We start from the raw sequence: 20738 nt of genomic DNA on the forward strand, positions 1-20738 counted from the left end.
TATCGATATCCGTCGCATACGGATTTGTAGCTGTAAGTCGGGGTAACCGCTTTATCCAATACGAATCCTGGAGGGGACTTCAATTGAACAAGCATTTGAAAGGGCTTACAATAAGTTCGATTATCGCCGCGCTGGCCATCACAGGCTGTTCGTCCGGGCAGGGCAGTCAGGGAGGGGATACGTCGGTCAAGGAGTCCGGGTTTGTCGTCTCGACGGAGCCTGTTATTTTGAAGTTTTATGTCAATGTCACGAGATTGTCGGAACTGGAGTTTCAAAACTATTTCGTCGATCCGCTCAAAAAGAAATATCCGCATATTACGCTTCAGAAGCTCGAAGGCGAGATCGATAAGCTGGTTGCCGCAGGGGATGTACCGGATCTGATTATGTCCGATAACGACTGGCATATGCCCTTGAAGCATCTGGATCTGCCGATGGATCTGACCGAGCTTGTGAAGAAATCGGGTTTGGACTTGAACGTGTTCCTCCCTGAATCGATTCAGGCGATCCGCAATCTCGACCCGAAGGGCGGACTGGAGGGCATACCGCTGTTCCTGAATACGGGAGCGCTTTTCTACAACAAAGACTTGTTCGATAAGTTCGGCGTTCCGTATCCGAAGGACGGCATGCTCTGGAGCGAAGTGCTGGAGCTGTCCAGGAAGTTAACGCGCAAGGAAAACGACGTTCAGTATATCGGATGGGACCCCCGGTTCCCCGATCACTTGATCAGCCCGTACTCGCAGGAATTTGTCGATCCGAAAACGAACAAAGCTCTGATCGATACCCCGCATTACCGGAAAATATTCGAATTGTTCAAGCAAGTGTACGACCAGCCCGGCTACATCGGTCCGAAGAATGAATACGCTTACGGACCGGGCGGATTCGTATCCACGCATATATTGGCGATGCAGGCGGACTGGGTAAGCAAGCTGGTAAGCGACCTGCTTCAGGCCGAGGCGAAAGGCGCCGCACCGAACTGGGATCTCGCCACGGTGCCTAATTTCGAAGATACGGTCGGCAAGGGCCGTCATGCGCTGGCGGATATGCTGATTATTACGAAACCTAGCAAGTATAAGGAACAAGCGATGCAGGTGATTCAGATGCTCACTTCTCAAGAGCATCAGATTATGATGACCCGGGACGCCAGACTTACGGTTATGAAGGACAAGGAAGTTCAGAATCAGTTTGGCGCAAACAATCCATCTTTAAAAGGTAAAAATATTGCGGCGATCTACAAGTACCCGCCGTCCAAAACTCCGCAGCCGCATATTGCCGACAAGGAAGTACAAACGATCATCCGCAACATCCGCAAAGAGATGGCCGTCGGCAAAAAGGACATCAACACGGTGCTCCGGGAAGGTCAGGAGCTGGCCGACAAGAAAATTGCGGAGATGACCTCTATGATGAAATAGTAGGCGGGAGAGGCTACTATACGATTGCGGCTGTAACCCTTCAATCCGCCCTAAGCAGCTCGCATCCTTTATGAGGGATGCGAGTTTTTTTGTATATTAAAGTCTTCACCGTGTTAAAGCGGAGAAGGGATCATTTCCCTTGTTGAGTCAGCAAGTGGCGCGGATCACTTCCGTGGGAAGCTGTTTGGATGCGCGCTGCTTGACGTCCTGCCGGACTATAACTTTTCGTAAAATGTTTCCAAGCATTGTAGTATAATAGAGGAGTCTAAGTGCCCATTGATTCCCAGATTGCTAGTTCGGTAGTATGATCGGATTGCCAAGGGTTCGATTGATTTCGACGTTATTTCTCAAAATCCGCTAACGCCATTAGGAGCTTAATGGGGAGGGACTAAAAATGGAACATATACACGGCTCGCATGATCCGGTACTGGTCGTATTTTCGTATATCGTAGCCGTGGTAGCTTCCTATACGGCGCTTGATCTGACAGGCAGAATCAGCACCGCGGAACAAATCAGGCGCTGGTTATGGCTGCTGTTCGGCGCAGCCGCTATGGGGCTTGGCATATGGTCGATGCATTTTGTCGCTATGCTCGCCTTATCGCTGCCCATCCCGGTTGCTTATGATCTCAGACTCGTAACGGTTTCGGTGCTGCCTTCGATTGCCGGGTCATTCGTCGCTTTATATGTAGTAAGCCGCAGCAAAAGGCTCGTAGCGCGAGCGTTATGGGGAGGCGGCCTGCTGTTGGCGGCCGGCGTATCGAGCATGCATTATATCGGCATGGCGGCCATGCAGATCGGCATTACATACGACCCGCTGCTGTTCGGTCTGTCGATTGTGATCGCGATAGCCGCTTCGGTGACCGCCCTGTGGCTGGCGTTTTATTTCCGCCAGGACGGTCAGCGCGGAGAAGGATGGAAGAAGCTCGGCAGCGGCCTGATTATGGGGGCAGCGATCGCGGGCTTGCACTATACGGGCATGCTGGCGGCCAATTTTACGGCAATCAGCGATCCGGATCTGGCGGCAGGCGTCGTGCTGGATCAGAAGTGGCTCGCTTATTTCATATCGGGCGGCACTTTATTTACGCTGGGCTTGTGCTTGCTCGGCATCTTCGTATCCAAACGGTTCTACTTGAAAGATTCAGAGATTCTGCTGAAGTCCAAAGAAATATACAGGATGAATGAAGAATTGCTGAAGCTGAACGGGCATCTGGAGCAATTGGTGAAGGAACGTACGGCCCAGCTGGAGAAGGCGCATGACGAAGCGATTCGCGCGAACCGGATCAAAAGCCAGTTTTTGGCCAATATGAGTCACGAGCTGAGGACTCCGCTTAACGCCATCATCGGGTATAGCGAAATGCTTCAAGAGGATGCGGAGGATCTCGGAGAGGCCGGGTTCGTCGAAGATTTGAGGAAAATCAGCCATGCCGGCAAACATTTGCTTACGCTGATCAACGATATTTTGGACATCTCGAAGATCGAAGCGGGCAAGATGGAGATTTACTTCGAAACCTGCGATCTGCCGGAGCTGATTCAAGACGCGGCGGATACGGTCGCTCCGCTTATGGAAGCGAACGCGAACCGTCTGGAGGTGCATCGCCTGGAAGGTGAGATTACCACCGATGTGACGAAGCTTAGGCAAATTCTGATCAATTTGCTGAGCAATGCAGGCAAGTTTACGAAGCAAGGCCAAGTCGTTCTGAAGGTCGGCCGGGAAGCGAGAGACGGCGAGCCGGGCTACCGGTTTAGCGTGCAGGACAGCGGAATCGGCATGTCGCCCGAACAGATGGACAAGCTGTTTCAGCCCTTCACTCAAGCCGACAATTCAACTACGCGCCAGTATGGCGGTACCGGACTCGGACTGGCGATCAGCCGGCGGTATTGCGAACTGATGGGCGGCGATATCCGTGTCGAGAGCAGTCTCGGGGCCGGCAGCACCTTCGTATGCTGGCTTCCGGCATCCCGTTCGGCTCCGGCGTCTAACGAGCAGGCGGTTGGCCCGGTTGCCGATTCCGAAGCGGAGACGAATTCCGCCCGGATTCTCTTGATTGACGACGAGGAGTCGAGCGAACAATTGCTCCAGCGGTACCTAGCCAAGGAAGGCTGGACAGTCGCCTACGCGGGGAACGGGCAGAAAGGGCTGGCCTTGGCGAAAAAGCTTCGCCCCAAGGTGATCTGCCTCGATATCCTGATGCCCGGCATGGACGGATGGAGCGTGCTGTCCCAGCTCAAAAACGACCCGGACACGAAGGACATTCCCGTTGTCATCTGGTCCATGTCGAGCGATAAACAGCTCGGCTTCGCGCTTGGCGCCGCCGAATATTTGGTCAAGCCCGTACAACGGGAACAGCTCGTCTCGGTAATCGATAAATACGTGGACAAACTCGGGCAGCACTCGGTTCTGGTCATCGAGGACGACCAGTCGGCCAGCGAACTTGCCGCCAGGCTGCTGCGCAAGGAAGGCTATCTCGTAACCGTAGCCGGGAACGGAGCGATCGCCTTGGACTGCTTGACCCAGCACCAGCCTTCGTTAATATTGCTGGATCTGATGATGCCGCAGATGGACGGTTTCCAATTTATTGAGGAGCTGCAGAAGGTCGAGGCTTGGCGGGACATCCCGGTCATCGTAATTACGGCGAAAACCGTCACGGCCGAGGACCGCGCCAAGCTGAACGGTTACGTGCAGAACATTATACAGAAGGGCGGATTCACCCCGCAGTCGCTGCTTGCGGAAATCAGACCGTATCTGGTCTAGGAGGGCCGGATAGGCGAGCAGGGGGAGGACGAATCGCATACCAATCACCGGATGGGAGCTGACAGCTATGTTATCGGATCTGAAAGATGTCAAATATGCATTATCCGCCATCGAAGCATCATCAATCGTGTCGATCACGGACCACGAAGGCACGATCACTTATGTGAACGATCATTTCTGCGAAATATCCCAATACGAACGGAAGGAATTGATCGGAACTAATCATAGGGCGGTCAATTCCGGTTATCATGCGCAGGAGATTTTCACGCATATGTGGGAGACGATCGGCGCGGGACAAGTGTGGAAAGGCGAAGTGAACAACCGGGCGAAGGACGGCAGCGATTATTGGGTGAATCTGACGATCGTTCCGTTTGTTAACGACGAAGGCATCGTCTATCAGCATGTGGCGATCGGGACCGACATTACGAAGCGTAAACAAAACGAAACGAAGCTGCTGCAAATGATGGAAAACTTGCGCGATATCGAAAATGCGCTGGACGAATCCTCGATTGTGGCGATCACGGACGCGAAGGGTGTTATTACATACGTCAATGAAAAGTTTTGCGAAATATCGAAATACGATCGGATCGAGCTGATTGGCAAAACGCACCGGGTAATCAATTCGGGCTATCACCCTAAAACGTTTTTCCAAAACATGTGGGAGACGATTAAAAAAGGAGGGGTCTGGAAAGGCGAGGTCAAAAACCGGGCCAAAGACGGCAGCGAATACTGGATGAATACGACGATCGTGCCTTTTGTCGACGAGAACGGCAGCCCTCATCAATTTATATCGATCCGCTCCGATATTACGGATCGCGTTAAGGCGGAAGCCGCTCTAGCCGAGCGGACCGAACAGCTCGCCAGAGCGCGCGACGAAGCCGTTAAGGCCAGTTTGATCAAAAGCCAGTTTCTGGCAAATATGAGCCACGAGCTGCGAACCCCGCTGAATGCGATTATCGGCTACAGCGAGATGCTCCAGGAGGAAGCGGAGATTTTAGGGGAGCCGGAGTTCGCGGAAGATTTGGCGAAGATCAGCAAAGCCGGCAATCATCTTCTTACCCTGATCAACGATATTCTGGATATTTCCAAAATCGAAGCCGGCAAGATGGAGCTTTTTCCCGAACCGTGCAATTTGCCCGATCTGGTTCAGGATACGATCGCTACGATTCGTCCGCTCGTGGAGAATAAAGGCAACAAGCTGCTCGTGAAATGCGAGCACGAAGGGATGATTACGGCCGATGTGACGAAGCTCCGGCAAATTTTGATCAATTTGCTCAGCAACGCCAACAAGTTCACCGATGCCGGCACGATTACCTTTAAAGTGGTGAAAGCGTCGAAGAACGGACGAGCCGGGTACAGCTTCAGCGTGCAGGATACGGGGATCGGCATGTCTCCGGATCAGCTCGACAAGCTGTTTCAGCCTTTCACCCAAGCCGATGCTTCCACGACAAGGAAGTACGGAGGGACGGGACTCGGGCTTACGATCAGCCAGAGGTACAGCAGGCTGATGGGCGGCGACATCCGGGTGGAGAGTGGCCTGGGCGAGGGCACGCTGTTTACTTGCTGGCTGCCGGCAGCCCCGCAGGATGTGATCGACACGACGATGTGGATGGATACGCCGGGCACCGCGGAAGATGAGGGAGGCGAGATCAGCATCCTGTTAATCGACGACGAGGCTTTTAACCGGGAACTGATGGAACGGTACGTAGCCAAAACCGGCTGGACGGTCGCTTACGCGGACAGCGGGCCGGAAGGACTGCGGCTGGCCAGGAAGCTTCGTCCGAAGGTGATCTGTCTCGACATTCTCATGCCCAGCATGGACGGGTGGAGCGTGCTGTCCGCCCTGAAGAACGACCCGGAGCTGGCGGATATCCCGGTTGTCATCTGGTCGATGACGAGCGACAGGCAGCTTGGCTACACGCTTGGCGTATCGGAATATTTGACGAAGCCGGTTGAACGGGACCGGTTAATTAAAGTGATGGAGAAATATATCCCTTCCAGCGAAGAACACCTTGTTCTCGTCATCGAGGACGATGCGACGGCCAGCGAGCTGATGACCCGCCTACTGTTGAAGGAAGGATATGCCGTCTCCCGTGCCGGCAATGGGCGGATTGCGCTGGAGCAGATGGCCGCTGCGCTTCCTTCGCTCATCTTGCTGGATCTGATGATGCCGGAGATGGACGGGTTTCAATTTATAAGCGAGCTGCGCAAGGAGGAGAGCTGGAAGGCTGTGCCGATCGTGGTAGTAACGGCGAAGACGGTTACGCCGGCGGAACGGGAGATATTAAACGGGTATGTGCGCAACATTGTTCAGAAGGGCTCGTTCGACTACAATTCGCTGGCTGCGGAGATTCGTCGAATTTTAACGCCGATGAGTGAAAATGCAGAGGGAGAATGCCAATGATCACCGTTCTTCTAGTCGAAGACAACGAAATGAATCGGGACATGCTCTCGAGACGGCTGGAGCGCAAAGGGTACCGGATCGTCACGGCTGAAGACGGCGCGCAGGGAGTGGAGCTTGCGGCTCAGCTGCATCCGGATCTGATCTTAATGGATATGAGCTTGCCGATTCTGGACGGATGGGAAGCTACCCGGTTGTTGAAAAACCGAGCGGATACAAGCTCGATCCCGATTATCGCGTTGACCGCCCATGCGATGGCCAGCGACGAAGAGAAAGCTTACCAGGCCGGGTGCGACGATTTCGATACGAAGCCGGTTGTGCTGGATCGACTGCTGGAGAAGATGCGCACCGCGCTCGGGAACTGATACCGCCTCATCCAGGCCCGCATACAGAAATGGAGATCAAAGATGGAAGACATCAAGCTGGCAAAACTTCTGATCGTCGATGACCAGGAATACAACATCAGCCTGCTCGAGCGGATACTGGCCCGTGCCGGATTTATCCATATCCACAGCCTGGCGGACCCGCTGCAAGTCCGGGATCGGATGACTCAGGTAGAACCGGATATCGTGCTGCTCGATATGCATATGCCGGGAATGGACGGGCTGCAGGTGCTGTCGCTTATCCGGGAGATGACGGGACCGGACATCTATTTGCCCGTATTAATGCTTACCGCCGATGCTACGCCCGCCATGAAGCAGCAAGGGCTGCAGGCGGGGGTTAACGATTTTTTGACCAAGCCTTACGACCGGACGGAAGTGATCCTTCGGATTCATAATTTATTAAAAACGAGACAGCTGCATATTCAGCTTCAGCAGCATAAAAACACGCTGGAACAAAGAGTGCGGGAAAGAACCGAGGAGCTGCAAAAGGCGAGAAATGAAATTTTGCAATTGCTTGGGCGTGCGGCGGAATATCGCGATGATATGACAGGCAGCCATACGTTTAGGGTGGGCAGATTGGCCGGATTAATCGCCTGCCGGATCGGGCTTTCGGAAGAGGTGGTTAATTCGATCCGGTTGGCCGCCCCTCTTCACGATATCGGCAAAATTGGAATTCCGGACGACATTTTATTGAAGCCGGGACGGTTCGAGCCGCACGAGTTTGAACGGATGAAGGAGCATACCCGGATCGGCAGCAGCATCTTGGATGGAAGCTCATTCTCGATTCTGAGATTGGCCGGCGTCATTGCCGAAGCGCACCACGAGAAGTGGGACGGTTCCGGTTACCCGAGCGGACTGAAGGGGGAGGCGATTCCGCTTGAGGCGCGAATCGTTGCGCTTGCCGATTTTTACGATGCCTTAACTCATGAGCGTCCGTACAAGAGAGCCTGGACTCCGCAAGAAACGATGGACGAGATCGTCAAGCAGAGCGGCTTGCATTTCGATCCGGCCATTGTCAGCGCGTTCGTGCAGCTGTATGAGGAAGGCAAGCTGGTCAAACCGGATGGAGAAGGCTGGGAATAAGAGGGAAGGATGTCGCCGTTCGCTTCCGGTTCAGGAGGCGGGCGGTGTTTATGTTGGTGCAAATTAATATTAATGACATTAATGATAAGCAACATTAATTAAAATAATTCGCTTTCCCTACATGCTAGAAAAACCAATTCTGCATAAAGTCGTCGCCAGCTACTCAGTGGATACCCCGCTCTGACAAGCGTCGCACCGCATGGCCGGTGTCAGGAAGGCGAATCCGACTGACTGCCGTAAACTTGAAAAAGAGCTCAATTGCGCATAAGAACTTGCGGCAGCCTGCCTGTAACATAGAAAGTATCGCACCGGTTAAACAATTTTCGAAAGCGTATTCATATCCGGGGCGGAATTACAGGCTAAAGGGGCTGAGTTCGAATGGGATTTATCAGGACATGTACAGGGGTGCACAGGAGCAAGCTGATCGTTGCTCTGGCCGCGCTCTCCTTGCTGGCAGCATGCACAGGCAGCGGGGAAGCCGGCAGTGACAGCAAACAAGAGGGAGAAACCCAAATACCGCCAAACACTGCTGCACCGGAGCCGGTAACCTTAACGTTTTTCGAGCCTTCCACGGGGCAGTCCAAGCAATTGTTCATGGAACAGTATGGGGCCGCGATCGAGAAAAAATTTCCCCATGTGAAGACGAATTTCGTCCACATTACCCCTAAAGAGGGAGGAGGCTATATTTTACTGCCCGATCTGCTGGCCGCCGGCACGCACATCGATATTGTGTTCTCCTCGATCGGAGCGATCCACAGCCGGTTTATCGATTTCAATTTGCAGACGGACATCACCGATCTTATTCAGAAATACAAATTTGATCTGTCCCGTCTCGACGATACGGCCGTCGGGCTTATGAAGGAAATTGCGGGCGGCGGCATGTACGGTCTGCCGGTCACGAACAACCCGAGCGTGCTTGTGTACAACCGGGATCTGTTCGACAAGTTCGGAGTGTCTTATCCGAAAGACGGAATGACTTGGGACGAAATTTACGAGATAGCCAAGAAATTGACCCGCAAGGAAGGCGATGTGAATTACCGCGGCTTCGTCACGTCATTCAGCCATATCGCTCTGATGAACCAGCTGTCGGCCCACTTCGTCGATCGCAGCACGTTCAAGCCGCTGTTGGTGACCGACGACAAATGGAAGAAACATGCGGATAATCTGATCCGTTTTTTCCGGATTCCCGGCAACGATGTACAGAGCACGAATCTGGCCCAGATGAATAAATGGTTCGTGGAGGAACGGATCGCCGCGATGAATGCGACCCAAGTATGGCTCGCGCCGTCGGACCCGATGAACCTGGTGAACTGGGACATGGTGAGCTTGCCGGAATACAGCGACCTGCGGGGCGTCGGCTCGCAGCCGTATCCGACGTACTTCAATATTACGAATATGGCCAAAGGAAATGCCAGAGATACCGCATTTCAGGTGATCGCTTGGCTGACCAGCGATGAGTACCAGTTGGCCAAGTCCAAAGAAGGCGTGCTGCCGATGAACAAAAATCCGGACATCCGCGCTGCCTTCGGGGCGAATATGCCGTTTCTGCAAGGGCGGAACGTCAAAGCGCTGATGCCGGCCAAACCGGCGGACGCCAGCGTCTGGACGAAGTATACTCCGGTTGCGAACAGCGCGATGCTGGAGCAGCTGGATCTGGTGCTGCGGGGTGAGATTGATGTCAATGTGGCGCTGCGACAAGCGGCGGAAACGGTTGAGAAAAAGGTTGCCGAGGACAAGGCGAAGTAAGGTATTGGGAATTGCAGGATCGTACAGGGAAGTGAAGGTAGTCGAACTAGCTAGTACAACGGTATAGGATTTCGGATGGACGGCCCGGAACGGCGACTTGTCGCTGGAAGGACCGTCTTTTCGTGTTATTGGGGTAGCCCGGCGTATACCGATTCACTTATGTCCGGGGTACAGTCCGAATTTACAGTTGCCTCACCCCGTTTTTACATGGAATCCTCCGGTAATTGCAGTTTCCCGCCTGACTGAACCGGATTATGATGAAATCGCAAGAAACGGCCAACCTGTCGGGTCAAGCGGTTCGAGAGCAAATACAAGGGGGACGGCTGATGACAACGCCCGGAGTGATCCAGAGCTTCATGCACCGGATTGAAAGCGGATGCACAGTATGCCTGCCGGAGCAGAGCGGTTATGAGATTTGCTACGTGCATTCGGGGAATTGCTGGTACTACTCGGAGCCGGATTTTTGCTATCTGGAGGAGGGGGATCTGCTCATCCGCGGCCGCGTATGCCATGGCATGCATGCAGCGGTGGTAAACTTCTGCGGAACTCGAACGAACATCCGGTTTGACGAGCCGGACACGCAGGCGATGGGGCCTGCTTATTGGCCGGTAGACGTATGGGCCCCTTTTCGACAGGCGGGCTTGCTCCGATGGAGGCTGGAACGCGACCAAAAGATAGCGCTTGAATCGATTTTCAACAAAATGGCCGTATGCCAGCTGCAGGCGAATCCGGTTAGCGTCCATCGGTTTCACCACGCCTTTCTGGAGGTACTGCTGCTCATATGCGAACTCTGCGGTGAATCGAAGGGCCGGGAGCCGGAGCGGTCCAAAGAAAAGGAAGCTCACGTCCGGCACCTCGTTTCTTATATCGGAGACCATTACGGTGACGAATTAACGCTGGAGCAGCTGGCGAAAACCGTCAATCTGAACAAATATTACGCAGGCAAGCTGTTTAAGGAATCAACAGGATTGACCTTATTCGACTATATTCGAAAACGCCGGGTCGTCGAGGCGAAACGGCTGCTGCTCCAAGAGCCGGAACGGTCGGTTACGGACATCAGCCTCGAGGTCGGCTTTAAGCAGCTTTCGCATTTCTCATCCAGTTTCAAGCAGATTACGGGGGTGTCCCCCGAGCAGTTTCGTAAATGCTGGCAAGCGGCGGGGAGTCGCGAATTATCGGCAAGCTGTCCGGCCGTGCGCGAACGGGCGTTTTTATAAACAATGGAAGGATTATCCAAACCTCTGTAGAAATCATAATAGAAAAGATGTTCATACCAAATCGATCCGTAAACCGTTATCGAGAGGCAGAGGTGAATGAATTGAAAAAGTTTATTGGCGGGATCTTGTGCGGCATCCTGATTAGCTTAAGCACGGCAGCGTATGCCGATAAGTTGGGAGAGTGGAGTCTATTTCCGGTGGCGTTTAAGTTCAATAACCAAAATGTGAGTCTGGGCGAACACGATGTATCATTGAATTACGAAGGGAAAACATACGTTCCGCTGCGATTTATCGCCGAGAAATTGGGAGCGGCCGTCAGCTATGATCCGGCCTCAAGCACCGTGTCGGTTTTGTATAACGAATCCAACCGCCCGGTCTTGCGCGATCCGTCCTATCCGAGCGTGGCGATAGGGAATTTAAAGCCCGTAAAAGATGGAGAAAAGACACGATTGGGCGGATATTTGTTATTCGACAGCTCGGATGAACATATTCAAGCGGAACAGGTGATGCAAATGCGAATCCAGCTGACGTTTTATGACCGGAATCAGAAGCAGATCGGGATATCGACGAAGCTGATCACATTCAGCGGCTGGGCGGACAATCCGTTTGAAGTCGTCCCCTTTCACGTTTGGGTTGAGGGGGATATGCCCCACTACGATCATGCCGAATTAACAATATTGTATCTAGGCAAACCGCTTCATGACTTTCATTGATGAATCGGGGATGGAAACGGACTCTCAATGACAGAGGGTCTGCTGTAATAGCAACAGAGAGGTTTGGCACCAGCTGTATAGGAAAAGCCCTGTATTCTCCGTGTGAAGAGAGACAGGGCTTAAGTTTATTTGATATTCGGAGAAGGCTGAGAGTTATACACTTTGGAGTAGGGAAGCACGGACTGGGTGAGCCAGATGTTTCCACCGATAACGGAGTTGTGGCCGATCGTCGTATCCCCGCCAAGTATAGTCGCCCCGGCGTATATTACCACATGGTCTTCGATATTCGGGTGTCTTTTGATTCCTTTGATCGGATTGCCGTGTTCGTCCAGCGGAAAGCTTTTGGCACCAAGCGTGACCCCCTGGTAAATCTTCACATGCCGCCCGATCGTGCACGTTTCGCCGATGACGACTCCCGTTCCGTGATCGATAAAGAAATATTCGCCTATGGATGCCCCCGGATGAATATCGATACCGGTCAGCTGGTGGGCGTATTCGGCCATGATTCTCGGAATGATGGGTACGTCCAGTTTATACAGCTCGTGAGCAATTCGATGAATGCTGATCGCTTCTACCGACGGATAGCTTAGCAGAATTTCTTCCGTGGAGCTGGCGGCCGGATCTCCGTCATAGGCGGCTTGAATATCCGTCTGGATTTTTTGGCGAATGTCCGGCAGCAGCTTCAAGAGTTGGATGACGATCTCGTCTGCTTTTGTGTAGCATTCCGTACGTGTCTCGGCACAATCCGCCTTCGCGCGTTTATTCAGCAGCACTTTCTGGATCAAATCCTTGAGGTCCAAGGCGGACGTCCTAAGACGGTTCCCGATAATAATATTGATTCTCGTCTCGTCGATCGGGTACTTGTCATATACGCCAGGGAACAGCGCGGAACGGAAATCGTACAGAACTTTATAGATGGTTTCCTTCCCGGCAAACCCGATCGTTTTCTCGATAAAAAAATGGCTTTTATTAATATCTTCCAAAGCTTTGGCGATCCCTGGAATCTCTTCATTCAACCATTCGTTTAAATTCATAGCTTGTTCGACCTCCACGAAAGGATTTTATCACAGATCAGCCTTATGCAGTACTAGAAATCGAAGAAAGGGGTCGAAGCGGGCTTACCCGACAAATTGGTTTACTTCCGTTCACGATACCCTTTATACTATTTTTAACAAATAGGGCTAAGATGGGAATGGAGGAACAGAATGGCAAGTTTTCGGCGTACATTGGCTAATATGTTGAGAGCGGGGTTTCCGCTCATCCATGTTAGGACGTGGGAAGAAGACCGCACGCTAGAGACGATTAAACAAATTGCAAGCAATGACGCACTTATTAAAACGTCTCGCCACTTATATACTTGGAATCTGCTGGAGACGGACGACGGGAATGGGAAAACGAATGAAACGAAGCCTAAAAGTTTGCTGGATTTTCTGGGTCGGATCGAACTTATTACATGGCCGGCCATTATTGTAGTGTACGATATTCATTCCTTCTTCACTAGCAATACCACAGAAAAATGGGCCCAGGAAAGAGCGATTCCTGCTACCTCGAATTCAACCTATACGAGACCAGATCCGCGTTTTCGACCGCCGGATTGGTTTAATCGGTAGGCGAAATTGAGATATGATCCACAAAAGCCCGAACCCCGATCGATATGATCCAAGGTTCGGGCTTTTTACGCGCGCTACTGTGCCAACTCGTAATAACGCTTCATATTGTCGATGCTGATCGGCAGCCATTTGTCCGTTGGCTCTGGAGCATCGTACTCGGCTGAAAAATAACCGTCATAGCCAATCGCGCGCAAGATCCGGAACACTTGCTGAAATTGGATCGCACCGTGACCGATTGCCGTATCGCGCAAAAAATTACCGCTGCGGGTCACATGCCACCCTGGACCGGGATGAGCTCCGCCGCCGCTTTTCAGCAAATAGTCTTTGACGTGGACATGGACGATCTCGTTGGAGAAGCGCCCTACAAACTGCTCCGGGGTCTCGTCCGCAAACATGATGTTACCGAGGTCCGCAACAACGCCAACGTCTTCGCGATCCAGCTCCACCAGGAAGCGGCTGAACCGCTCCACCCCGTTAAAAACAAAGCCCTGATCCTCGTATACGCACCGGATGCCCCGCTCCGAAGCATAGTCGCAAACTTCTCTTACGGCAGGTACAATTTGAGGAAGCAGCTGCTCGAAATCGGCTTGGCCGAAGCGAAGAGGCTTCAGATGCGGAATGAGCGTATGATGAAAATAAGGCGAACGCAGCAGGACGGCGATGTCGATATAATGTTTAAGCCGTTCGACAGCCGAAGCGATATCGGGAGCCAGCAAATCGCAGCCCATCGAAAAACAGCTGACGGGAATGCCGCGCTCCCCGCAATAATCGGCCAGTCGCCGTGCGTCTTCCAATGTGGCCAATTCCTTGGTCGGATACGGTTCGATGGCGTCAAACCCTTGCTTGATGGCCAAATCAACCGATTCCAGCAATGTCATACCTTTGGCGTAATAAGATCCGTAGCTGCACAGAAATACGCTGGTTTTCATAGAACCCTCCTGATCATAAATGGGGTCATCATAGATTTGATTTCAAGTGATGTTTGATGTAAACATATTGATGTTATAATTAAACATTTTATCACGAGTTAAGAGAACTCACTATTCCTAATTTTGCAGACTTTCTTACTGCTTCTTTAGAAAAGTTAGAATTTCAATAAATGTTGAGAACCGGATCGATCCCATTCTGATCTATAGAGTAGACGGCTAATTAGAGAGGTGAAGTTGTGAACGAGGATCTGGTCCAGACGGTTCGGCGCGCACAGAAGGGGAATCACGACGCTTTTGTCCGACTCGTCAAGGAATACGAGAGTACCATGTATCGCGTAGCCGGGGCGTTTCTGCGATCCGATTCGGAATGTGCCGATGCGATGCAGGAGACGGTGATCAAAGCGTACAAGTCGATTCGGAATCTGAGAGAACCGCTATATTTTAAAACCTGGCTGCTGCAAATCTTAATGAATGAATGCCGCAAAATATACAATCAGCGCAAGGGTATCATTCCTGTAGCAGAACCGTCAGAGGAGTCTTACCACCCCGATCCGTCGGGTAAGCTGGTGGTGACCGACGCCTTACAAGAGCTCGAGCACGAGCTTAGAGTTGTAATCACTTTATATTATTTGGAAGATTTACCGGTGAAAGAAGTAGCCCGATTGTTGGATACTCCCGAAGGTACGGTAAAATCCAGATTGGCCCGTGCCAGGGAGAAGCTGGCTGTCATTATGCAGCCACCCGCAGAAGGGAGGGTGTCCTATGAATGAGCAGCAATTTGATATGCATGCGAGACAACAGCTCGCTCCCGCCTCTGGCGAAGTGCCCGAATGGATTAGCAAAAAGATGGACGAGACGCTGTCCGAGCTGAAGCGCAAGCGTAAACAAGGGCTCCGCCGGAAAATCGTATACGGAGCCGCCGCGGCATGTATTGCTTTCGGAGGGATCGGGGGGGCCGCTCTGGTGAATCCGCCGTTTGCGGAAGCGCTGCGGAACATTCCGTTGGTAGATTCCATTCTCAAGCTGGCTGGGGACTCCGGAATTCGGCAGGGAGACGAATTGGGGCTGGCCACCCAGTTAAATATTTCGGCCGAGGATCAGGGGGTTCGCATAACGGTCAAAGAAATGCTGTACGATGGGGTTCGGCTCACCTTGGGGTATCGGATCGAAGGCAATTCTGCATATATGCCGACAACTCCACAGTGGTATATCGATGGAATCCAGGTAGACGGCGGTACTTCGCAGCGGATCGGGAAGACCGGGGATGGCACCCAAATCGGGGTGATATCGTTCACGCCGAGTAAGGCGCTCCCTGCACGAGCCCTCCTCGAGCTGCGCTTTGGTTCCGTATTGGATCGAAACAAGCACGCCGAGGGCCATCTGGTTACTTCGCCAGGACACTGGTCTTTGCAGCTTCCCCGGATTCAGTCGAATGTTACAACGTGGACCAAAAAAATCGCGGGAGCGGCATCCGAATGGAACGGCCAGAAAATTACGGTAACCCAGGTGAAGTCTAGTCCGGCTGTTACGCGAATCGAGTTTGAAACGATAGGGCCGAACGAACCGCTTGTCGATGTGGCTCATCCGAATACATCCAAGGGTTATCAAGTTCTCGATGATTCGGGGATGTACTTGGAAGTGTTCGGAGTCGGGGGATCGAGCGGACCGCACAAGACCGGGGATCAGACGGTTAGCGTGAAGCGTTATATCGAGATGGCTCCATTGCAACGAATTCCGGACCATTTGATACTTCGACCGTATTCCCGTACCTTCGATTATGCGAACGCGCGTATTACCACTGAGCTATGGAATCCCGATGGGCCTCCGATCACTTTATCTCAGGGAGCTGTAGGCGAAGTTACCATAAATGAAATCGAATTCACTGCGGAGAAAACATTATTGCACTTCCGCGTCCATGGAAACGATCCGTACCAGCAAGCCGAGGGATTATGGCTGGAAAACGCCTCGGGACAGAAATGGACAGGAGATGTCGTGTTCTCGGACGCCGAATCGATGCTGTTTATTAAAGAGCTGCCGGCGATCGATTCCAGCCAGGATGTACGGGTTGCGGCGGTAGAGGTCCCGAATCCGGAAATAACCCACCAACTGGAGGTTAAGATTCCTTTGGAATAGAACTTCTATTAAACGACAGTCCGGTTCCTCGCGAATCGGACTTATTAACGCTGCCGGACATGCGTAAACCATGGCAAAATATCCGAATTCTGACGTATGCCGAAAACCGGATAGGGCAAGCTACGGTTGGAGGTGTAAGGACGAATGCGAAAGTTTTTGATGGGGATGTTAATTTGTATGCTGGCCGTCGGGGGGATGTCGTCCGTGACCGTATTCGGCGAAGCTTACGAAATCGAGCGGGAAAGCGAGCAGCCGGGAACGGTGCAGCCGTATAAACGCGGCGGCTACCGCTCGCCGACCCGAACCTATAATCCCGGAGCGACCAATCCGGCTCGCACGACTCCGAATAGACCGGAAAATGCAGCGCGCAATCCTGCTCCAGCCCGTACAACACCGGCTCCGCGAACGGGCTTCGGCGGATTTTTCGGAGGAATGTTTGGCGGTTTGGCGTTGGGAGTGATACTGGGTTCTTTGTTTAACCCGTTCGCCGGATTTTCGATGGGAGCTCCGTTTCTCTCGTTGTTAAGCTTCCTCCTGTGGGGCATCGTTATTTATGCTGTGGTCCGGATGTTCCGCAGACGGAGAGAATATTGATACGAGTGGCCGGTTGTGTTGGTTCCTGACTCGCGACGAATGAAGCAGCTTACCCCGAGCTGCTTTTTTGGCTTTTTAAAAAATAGGCTGATCCCCTGTTATTGCAGGAATAGTCTGGTACTATAAGAAGAAAGGCGAATATTCCAAACGAATCGGGGAGGAAGAGATGAACGCAATCGAAGCCCTTTTAAAAGAACGATATGCTTTGAACGCAACGGAAGTATTGCCGCAACAAGGCGGCTGGGCAGCGCTTGCTTACAGGGTAAATTGCGACGACCAAACCTTCTTTTTGAAAAAGTACGAAAAAAGCAGAGCGTCCACGGCGGAGTTAACAACGTACATCGACAATTATGTGCCCATCCTGCTCTGGTTATTAAATCATACCGGTCTCAAGGGCAAAATACCGGTGCCTCTGCTGACGGCCGCCGGCAATTACAAGTGCGAAGACGATGAGGGGGTGTATCTGCTCTATGAATACATCGCCGGGGAAACGATAGGAGCCCAAGATTTAAACGAACAGCAAGTCGTCCAATTGTCCGAAATCATAGGAGAGCTTCATCGATACGGGGACAAGATCCCAGTGGATAGGAGCAAGGTAAAGGAAAATTTCGAAGTTCCTTTTATCCGCAACTTGTGCAGCGTGTTCGAGGAGGAGTTTGCCCGTTTGCCCGCCGATTTGAAGGACCGGCTTCGGCCCTATCAGGAGCCTATTCGGAATAAAACGAGCGAAGTCGAGCAGCTCTCAGCTAAATTGCGCAAGAGCGTCCCTAAAATGGCACTATGCCACACCGATATCCATCATTGGAATCTGATGCAGTCCGGCCGGCAGCTCATTCTGATCGACTGGGAAGGGTTGAAGCTGGCGCCCGTTGAAGCGGATCTGATGTTTTTGGAAGACCAGCCCTACTATGATCTTTTTTAAAAGTTTACAAGAACTATCACAACGACTTTGAAATCAACCCCGATGCGCTGCGGTTTTATAAAGGGCGGCGTTTGCTGGAGGATATATGGCAGTTTATCGAGCAGCTATTATATGACCATCAAAGCGAAGCCGATCGGGCCGTTACATTAAATTGGTTGTCCAAGGAATTAAAAAGCATGGACGAGTAACCATTGAAGAAATCGCAGGCGATAAAAACAAAAAAACAAGGCTGTCCCTAAAGCGTTTCACATGACACGGGAGCGTCCCGGTTTCCAAACCAAGAACCTCAAATTCCACGGTAAGATGGAGGATGAGGTTCTTTTTCTTGCAGAAAATCAGTTCTAAGTAGGGCTCATAAGTTGCAATATGAGTTGGGCGGAGCCCTTCGTCACATTCAATTAAATAAAGATTTATCTATAAAAAGTTTGGCGGAACCGTTGACAAGAGCGGCTTCTTTTATCATAATTTAATATACATAATACTATATTATGTATATATTTATCAGGGAGGGAATCAAGATCATACACATAAGCGAGACGGCCACTGGAAAAATCGCTGAGATGTTGCAAGACATCGGCGCAGATCAATATTTTTTGCGTCTGGGTGTCAATGACGGCGGGTGCAACGGTTTGTCTTACAGTATCCGTTTTGACGATTCGCTGGATGAGGGAGACCGGGCTTTCGTGTGGGGAACGTTTCAAGTCGTTATGGACCCCACGAGCGAACCGTTCCTCGAAGGAGTTCACATCGATTACAAGGAAGCGGGCATGACCGGAGGCTTCACGATCGACAACCCCAATGCCAAATTCACATGCGGCTGCGGAGCCAGCTTCCGAACGGCTACATACCGGGGCAAAGCGAAAAAGTGCGACTGAACGTCGGGAGAAGGGAGGATCGGATATGACTTTTGTAATTACGTCGGCCTGTATCGGAGAAAAAGCGGAAGATTGCGTTGATGTGTGCCCAGTCGATTGTATTAAAGACGGCGGGGATCAGTATTATATAGATCCCGATATTTGTATTTCTTGCGGGGCGTGTGAAGTGAACTGCCCGGTCTCGGCGATTTATTATATCGACGATGTTCCTGAAGAAGAGGAAGCCTATATTCAGAAGGCAGTCGATTTTTTCAAAAAGGGCAATTGATTGAACCCGGGAGGGAAACGTTTTTGTCGTTAGGACTTGTTGTTGTGGAAGTTTGCGAGCGAAACCTTCTGGCATCCACTCCACTGGAAGAACTGGAGGACCGTTATCCGGAGATCGCGGTACAAAGGACGCCATGTTTGTTCATGTGCCATCTGTGCAGGGCGGTTCCTTATGCCATGGTGAACAGCAAGCGGGTTTATGCCAAGACGGTAAACTCGTGTCTGCACGATATTCAAGTAGCGGCCGTCAAGGAAATCGACGATTTCATGGGAACCGAATAAGACCCAGGCCGCGGTCTTCCCGATGAATTCATAAATAAAACAGCATCTGCCGCTCGTGCAGATGCTGTTGTGCTTCAAGCAGGAATCGTTGCTAACTCACAGGTGGAAGCGTGTTGTCGTATAAGGCCCATTTCTGGTATTCGTATGGATGATGTGCTCGGCAAGCTTGTTAAACAGTTTGCCGTTCGTTGACTCCGGTGCATACACCGAAGGCAGAGTATGAGGGTTTAACAAATCCGGTTCCGGCGGCGCGATGGGGATCTGGGCGAGAAGCTTCGTCTGAAGCTGTTCGGCAAGCAGGGCGCCGCCTTGTTGTCCGAAAATATAATCCTGAATTTCGAAAGCCCATAATCTTAGAACTGAGTAGTTCATCAGTAGAATACAATCTGTAAATAACAGGAAAACAACCTAGTGCACAAAGCATAGGTAGGGAAAACGGATAGTTTTTCCCCCTCCCCATTGTGCGGGGCAGTTAGGTTTCCAAGTTAGATTTTGGAATTATTCATTCCAACAAAGCAACTCTCGCTTCAATCCTTTTCCAGGCATATCGGTTCGTGAAGTCCAGAACCAGCTTGAGTATGACTTTGCGGCTGTGTTTAACGATTGTCGCAGCGCATTGGAAGAATTCAAGACGAAACCGAGCAATCGTGTAGCCCCGATGAATCGGTTCGCAGCATTCAAACTTGAATCGCTCGTAGAGGTTATACGCGAGCAATTTGACCAGCAGGTCGATCTCGTTTGCCTCAAAATCACCTGTCGCAATCCGATCCATGGAAAACCCGCGTTTGGCTTCCTTGATGTAGTTTTCCATGCAGCAACGCTGGTTGTAGAAGCGCCAAAGATCGAGGGGCTCCCATTCGAGATTTGTCACTATGGCTTCGTACCGCCAATCCGTATCAAGCAGCATGCGGCACTGGCCATCTTCGATGAGCTGCGCTTTACGGATGACCGCAACGCGACGGGGTTTATCCCATGAAGTTGCTTTGTAAATGAGCGTGATCCCTTCGATGACCCAGTCCTCATCGACAAATCGTTTCCAGTAGCGGCAGGCCGCAACTTCCGACGCAAGACGCTGGGTCCACTTCAACTTGCCGACATAGCCGATTTGTCTACCCTCCCATAGGCGGTAGAAGGTTTCGCCTCCAAAACCTTTGTCGAACCGGGCATACTTCACGGGACGCTTACCGATGAGTTCTAAGGTTTCGTTCAGGAAGGGAACAGCATCTGTTGAAGAATGCGTATTACCTGCGCGAAGAACCGCATTCAGGCACAAACGGGATTGCCCTTCAAAAGCCAGAAGCGGATGGTAGCTTTTGCGGCCGGGTTTGTGCGGATTCGTTCCCTTGGCCGCTCCGGTTTGGTTGCCATATACCGTTTCCACCGTGGAGTCCAGATCAAGAATCAACTCCGAGGGCAAACAGG

The 20738-nt window shown here is 51.8% G+C and carries 20 protein-coding genes; 16 read left to right on the plus strand and 4 right to left on the minus strand.

The window, feature by feature from the left end; genetic code table 11:
- The first annotated feature begins 83 nt into the window (after positions 1-83).
- From PV433_RS07815 to PV433_RS07850, 8 genes are all read left to right on the plus strand, one after another.
- The gene (locus PV433_RS07815) at positions 84-1409 is read left to right on the plus strand and encodes an ABC transporter substrate-binding protein (RefSeq protein ID WP_332071619.1); all 1326 of its coding nucleotides are present in this window, start codon (positions 84-86) and stop codon (positions 1407-1409) included.
- A gap of 394 nt (positions 1410-1803) precedes the next feature.
- On the plus strand, positions 1804-4161 hold the full coding sequence (locus PV433_RS07820) for a response regulator (protein WP_332071620.1): 2358 nt from the start codon (positions 1804-1806) through the stop codon (positions 4159-4161).
- A 67-nt stretch (positions 4162-4228) separates the two neighbouring features.
- Positions 4229-6565: a PAS domain-containing hybrid sensor histidine kinase/response regulator gene (locus PV433_RS07825; protein ID WP_332071621.1), complete on the plus strand. Its 2337-nt coding sequence runs from the start codon at positions 4229-4231 to the stop codon at positions 6563-6565.
- Positions 6562-6927, plus strand: a complete 366-nt coding sequence (locus tag PV433_RS07830; RefSeq protein ID WP_332071622.1) for a response regulator — start codon at positions 6562-6564, stop codon at positions 6925-6927. The genes PV433_RS07825 and PV433_RS07830 overlap by 4 nt, the downstream gene beginning before the upstream one ends.
- 42 nt (positions 6928-6969) lie before the next feature.
- Entirely contained in the window at positions 6970-8028 is a 1059-nt protein-coding gene (locus PV433_RS07835; protein ID WP_332071623.1) for an HD-GYP domain-containing protein, read from the plus strand.
- A 378-nt stretch (positions 8029-8406) separates the two neighbouring features.
- Positions 8407-9774: an ABC transporter substrate-binding protein gene (locus PV433_RS07840; protein WP_332071624.1), complete on the plus strand. Its 1368-nt coding sequence runs from the start codon at positions 8407-8409 to the stop codon at positions 9772-9774.
- Between the two features lie 326 nt (positions 9775-10100).
- Positions 10101-10991: a helix-turn-helix transcriptional regulator gene (locus tag PV433_RS07845; protein WP_332071625.1), complete on the plus strand. Its 891-nt coding sequence runs from the start codon at positions 10101-10103 to the stop codon at positions 10989-10991.
- 92 nt (positions 10992-11083) lie between these two features.
- Positions 11084-11704 (plus strand): copper amine oxidase N-terminal domain-containing protein, encoded by a 621-nt coding sequence (locus tag PV433_RS07850; RefSeq protein ID WP_332071626.1) that lies wholly within the window; start codon positions 11084-11086, stop codon positions 11702-11704.
- A 125-nt stretch (positions 11705-11829) separates the two neighbouring features.
- Here the strand turns inward: PV433_RS07850 and epsC are convergent, their stop codons facing one another.
- Positions 11830-12738: a serine O-acetyltransferase EpsC gene (epsC, locus tag PV433_RS07855; protein WP_332071627.1), complete on the minus strand. Its 909-nt coding sequence runs from the start codon at positions 12736-12738 to the stop codon at positions 11830-11832.
- 171 nt (positions 12739-12909) lie between these two features.
- Between epsC and PV433_RS07860 the strand changes: the two genes are divergently transcribed.
- Entirely contained in the window at positions 12910-13314 is a 405-nt protein-coding gene (locus PV433_RS07860) for a hypothetical protein (protein WP_332071628.1), read from the plus strand.
- A gap of 74 nt (positions 13315-13388) precedes the next feature.
- On the opposite strand, the gene PV433_RS07865 is transcribed toward PV433_RS07860, so the two are convergent.
- A complete protein-coding gene (locus PV433_RS07865) occupies positions 13389-14243 on the minus strand; it encodes a sugar phosphate isomerase/epimerase family protein (protein WP_332071629.1) in 855 nt (284 codons plus the stop codon).
- 236 nt (positions 14244-14479) lie between these two features.
- Here PV433_RS07865 and PV433_RS07870 point away from each other — a divergent pair, with 236 nt between their 5' ends.
- The 7 genes from PV433_RS07870 to PV433_RS07900 all read left to right on the plus strand — a co-directional run bounded on the left by PV433_RS07870 (position 14480) and on the right by PV433_RS07900 (position 19316).
- Positions 14480-15013, plus strand: coding sequence for a sigma-70 family RNA polymerase sigma factor (locus PV433_RS07870; protein ID WP_332071630.1), 534 nt, complete (start codon positions 14480-14482; stop codon positions 15011-15013).
- Positions 15006-16376 (plus strand): DUF4179 domain-containing protein, encoded by a 1371-nt coding sequence (locus PV433_RS07875; RefSeq protein ID WP_332071631.1) that lies wholly within the window; start codon positions 15006-15008, stop codon positions 16374-16376. The genes PV433_RS07870 and PV433_RS07875 overlap by 8 nt, the downstream gene beginning before the upstream one ends.
- A gap of 144 nt (positions 16377-16520) precedes the next feature.
- Positions 16521-16970 (plus strand): hypothetical protein, encoded by a 450-nt coding sequence (locus PV433_RS07880; RefSeq protein ID WP_332071632.1) that lies wholly within the window; start codon positions 16521-16523, stop codon positions 16968-16970.
- 166 nt (positions 16971-17136) lie between these two features.
- Entirely contained in the window at positions 17137-17892 is a 756-nt protein-coding gene (locus PV433_RS07885) for an aminoglycoside phosphotransferase family protein (RefSeq protein WP_332071633.1), read from the plus strand.
- Between the two features lie 518 nt (positions 17893-18410).
- A complete protein-coding gene (locus tag PV433_RS07890; protein WP_332071648.1) occupies positions 18411-18767 on the plus strand; it encodes a HesB/IscA family protein in 357 nt (118 codons plus the stop codon).
- A gap of 25 nt (positions 18768-18792) precedes the next feature.
- A complete protein-coding gene (locus PV433_RS07895) occupies positions 18793-19035 on the plus strand; it encodes an indolepyruvate ferredoxin oxidoreductase subunit alpha (protein ID WP_332071634.1) in 243 nt (80 codons plus the stop codon).
- Positions 19036-19058: 23 nt separating this feature from the next.
- On the plus strand, positions 19059-19316 hold the full coding sequence (locus PV433_RS07900) for a DUF1450 domain-containing protein (RefSeq protein ID WP_332071635.1): 258 nt from the start codon (positions 19059-19061) through the stop codon (positions 19314-19316).
- A gap of 96 nt (positions 19317-19412) precedes the next feature.
- On the opposite strand, the gene PV433_RS07905 is transcribed toward PV433_RS07900, so the two are convergent.
- Positions 19413-19688: a hypothetical protein gene (locus tag PV433_RS07905; protein WP_332071636.1), complete on the minus strand. Its 276-nt coding sequence runs from the start codon at positions 19686-19688 to the stop codon at positions 19413-19415.
- Between the two features lie 130 nt (positions 19689-19818).
- On the minus strand, positions 19819-20738 hold a 920-nt coding region (locus PV433_RS07910; protein WP_332071637.1), incomplete at its 5' end, for an IS1380 family transposase.

Origin of the sequence: Paenibacillus sp. GYB004, from assembly GCF_036577605.1 — a bacterium.
GTDB classification, from domain to species: domain Bacteria; phylum Bacillota; class Bacilli; order Paenibacillales; family NBRC-103111; genus Paenibacillus_AB; species Paenibacillus_AB oceani.

Excerpts from the sequence above, each read along its gene's own strand:
- PV433_RS07820 (WP_332071620.1), top strand. The coding sequence starts at position 1,804 with ATGGAACATATACACGGCTCGCATGATCCGGTACTGGTCGTATTTTCG.
- PV433_RS07825 (WP_332071621.1), top strand. The coding sequence starts at position 4,229 with ATGTTATCGGATCTGAAAGATGTCAAATATGCATTATCCGCCATCGAA.
- PV433_RS07830 (WP_332071622.1), top strand. The coding sequence starts at position 6,562 with ATGATCACCGTTCTTCTAGTCGAAGACAACGAAATGAATCGGGACATG.
- PV433_RS07835 (WP_332071623.1), top strand. The coding sequence starts at position 6,970 with ATGGAAGACATCAAGCTGGCAAAACTTCTGATCGTCGATGACCAGGAA.
- PV433_RS07840 (WP_332071624.1), top strand. The coding sequence starts at position 8,407 with ATGGGATTTATCAGGACATGTACAGGGGTGCACAGGAGCAAGCTGATC.
- PV433_RS07845 (WP_332071625.1), top strand. The coding sequence starts at position 10,101 with ATGACAACGCCCGGAGTGATCCAGAGCTTCATGCACCGGATTGAAAGC.
- epsC (WP_332071627.1), bottom strand. The coding sequence starts at position 12,738 with ATGAATTTAAACGAATGGTTGAATGAAGAGATTCCAGGGATCGCCAAA.
- PV433_RS07860 (WP_332071628.1), top strand. The coding sequence starts at position 12,910 with ATGGCAAGTTTTCGGCGTACATTGGCTAATATGTTGAGAGCGGGGTTT.
- PV433_RS07865 (WP_332071629.1), bottom strand. The coding sequence starts at position 14,243 with ATGAAAACCAGCGTATTTCTGTGCAGCTACGGATCTTATTACGCCAAA.
- PV433_RS07875 (WP_332071631.1), top strand. The coding sequence starts at position 15,006 with ATGAATGAGCAGCAATTTGATATGCATGCGAGACAACAGCTCGCTCCC.
- PV433_RS07880 (WP_332071632.1), top strand. The coding sequence starts at position 16,521 with ATGCGAAAGTTTTTGATGGGGATGTTAATTTGTATGCTGGCCGTCGGG.
- PV433_RS07885 (WP_332071633.1), top strand. The coding sequence starts at position 17,137 with ATGAACGCAATCGAAGCCCTTTTAAAAGAACGATATGCTTTGAACGCA.
- PV433_RS07895 (WP_332071634.1), top strand. The coding sequence starts at position 18,793 with ATGACTTTTGTAATTACGTCGGCCTGTATCGGAGAAAAAGCGGAAGAT.
- PV433_RS07905 (WP_332071636.1), bottom strand. The coding sequence starts at position 19,688 with ATGAACTACTCAGTTCTAAGATTATGGGCTTTCGAAATTCAGGATTAT.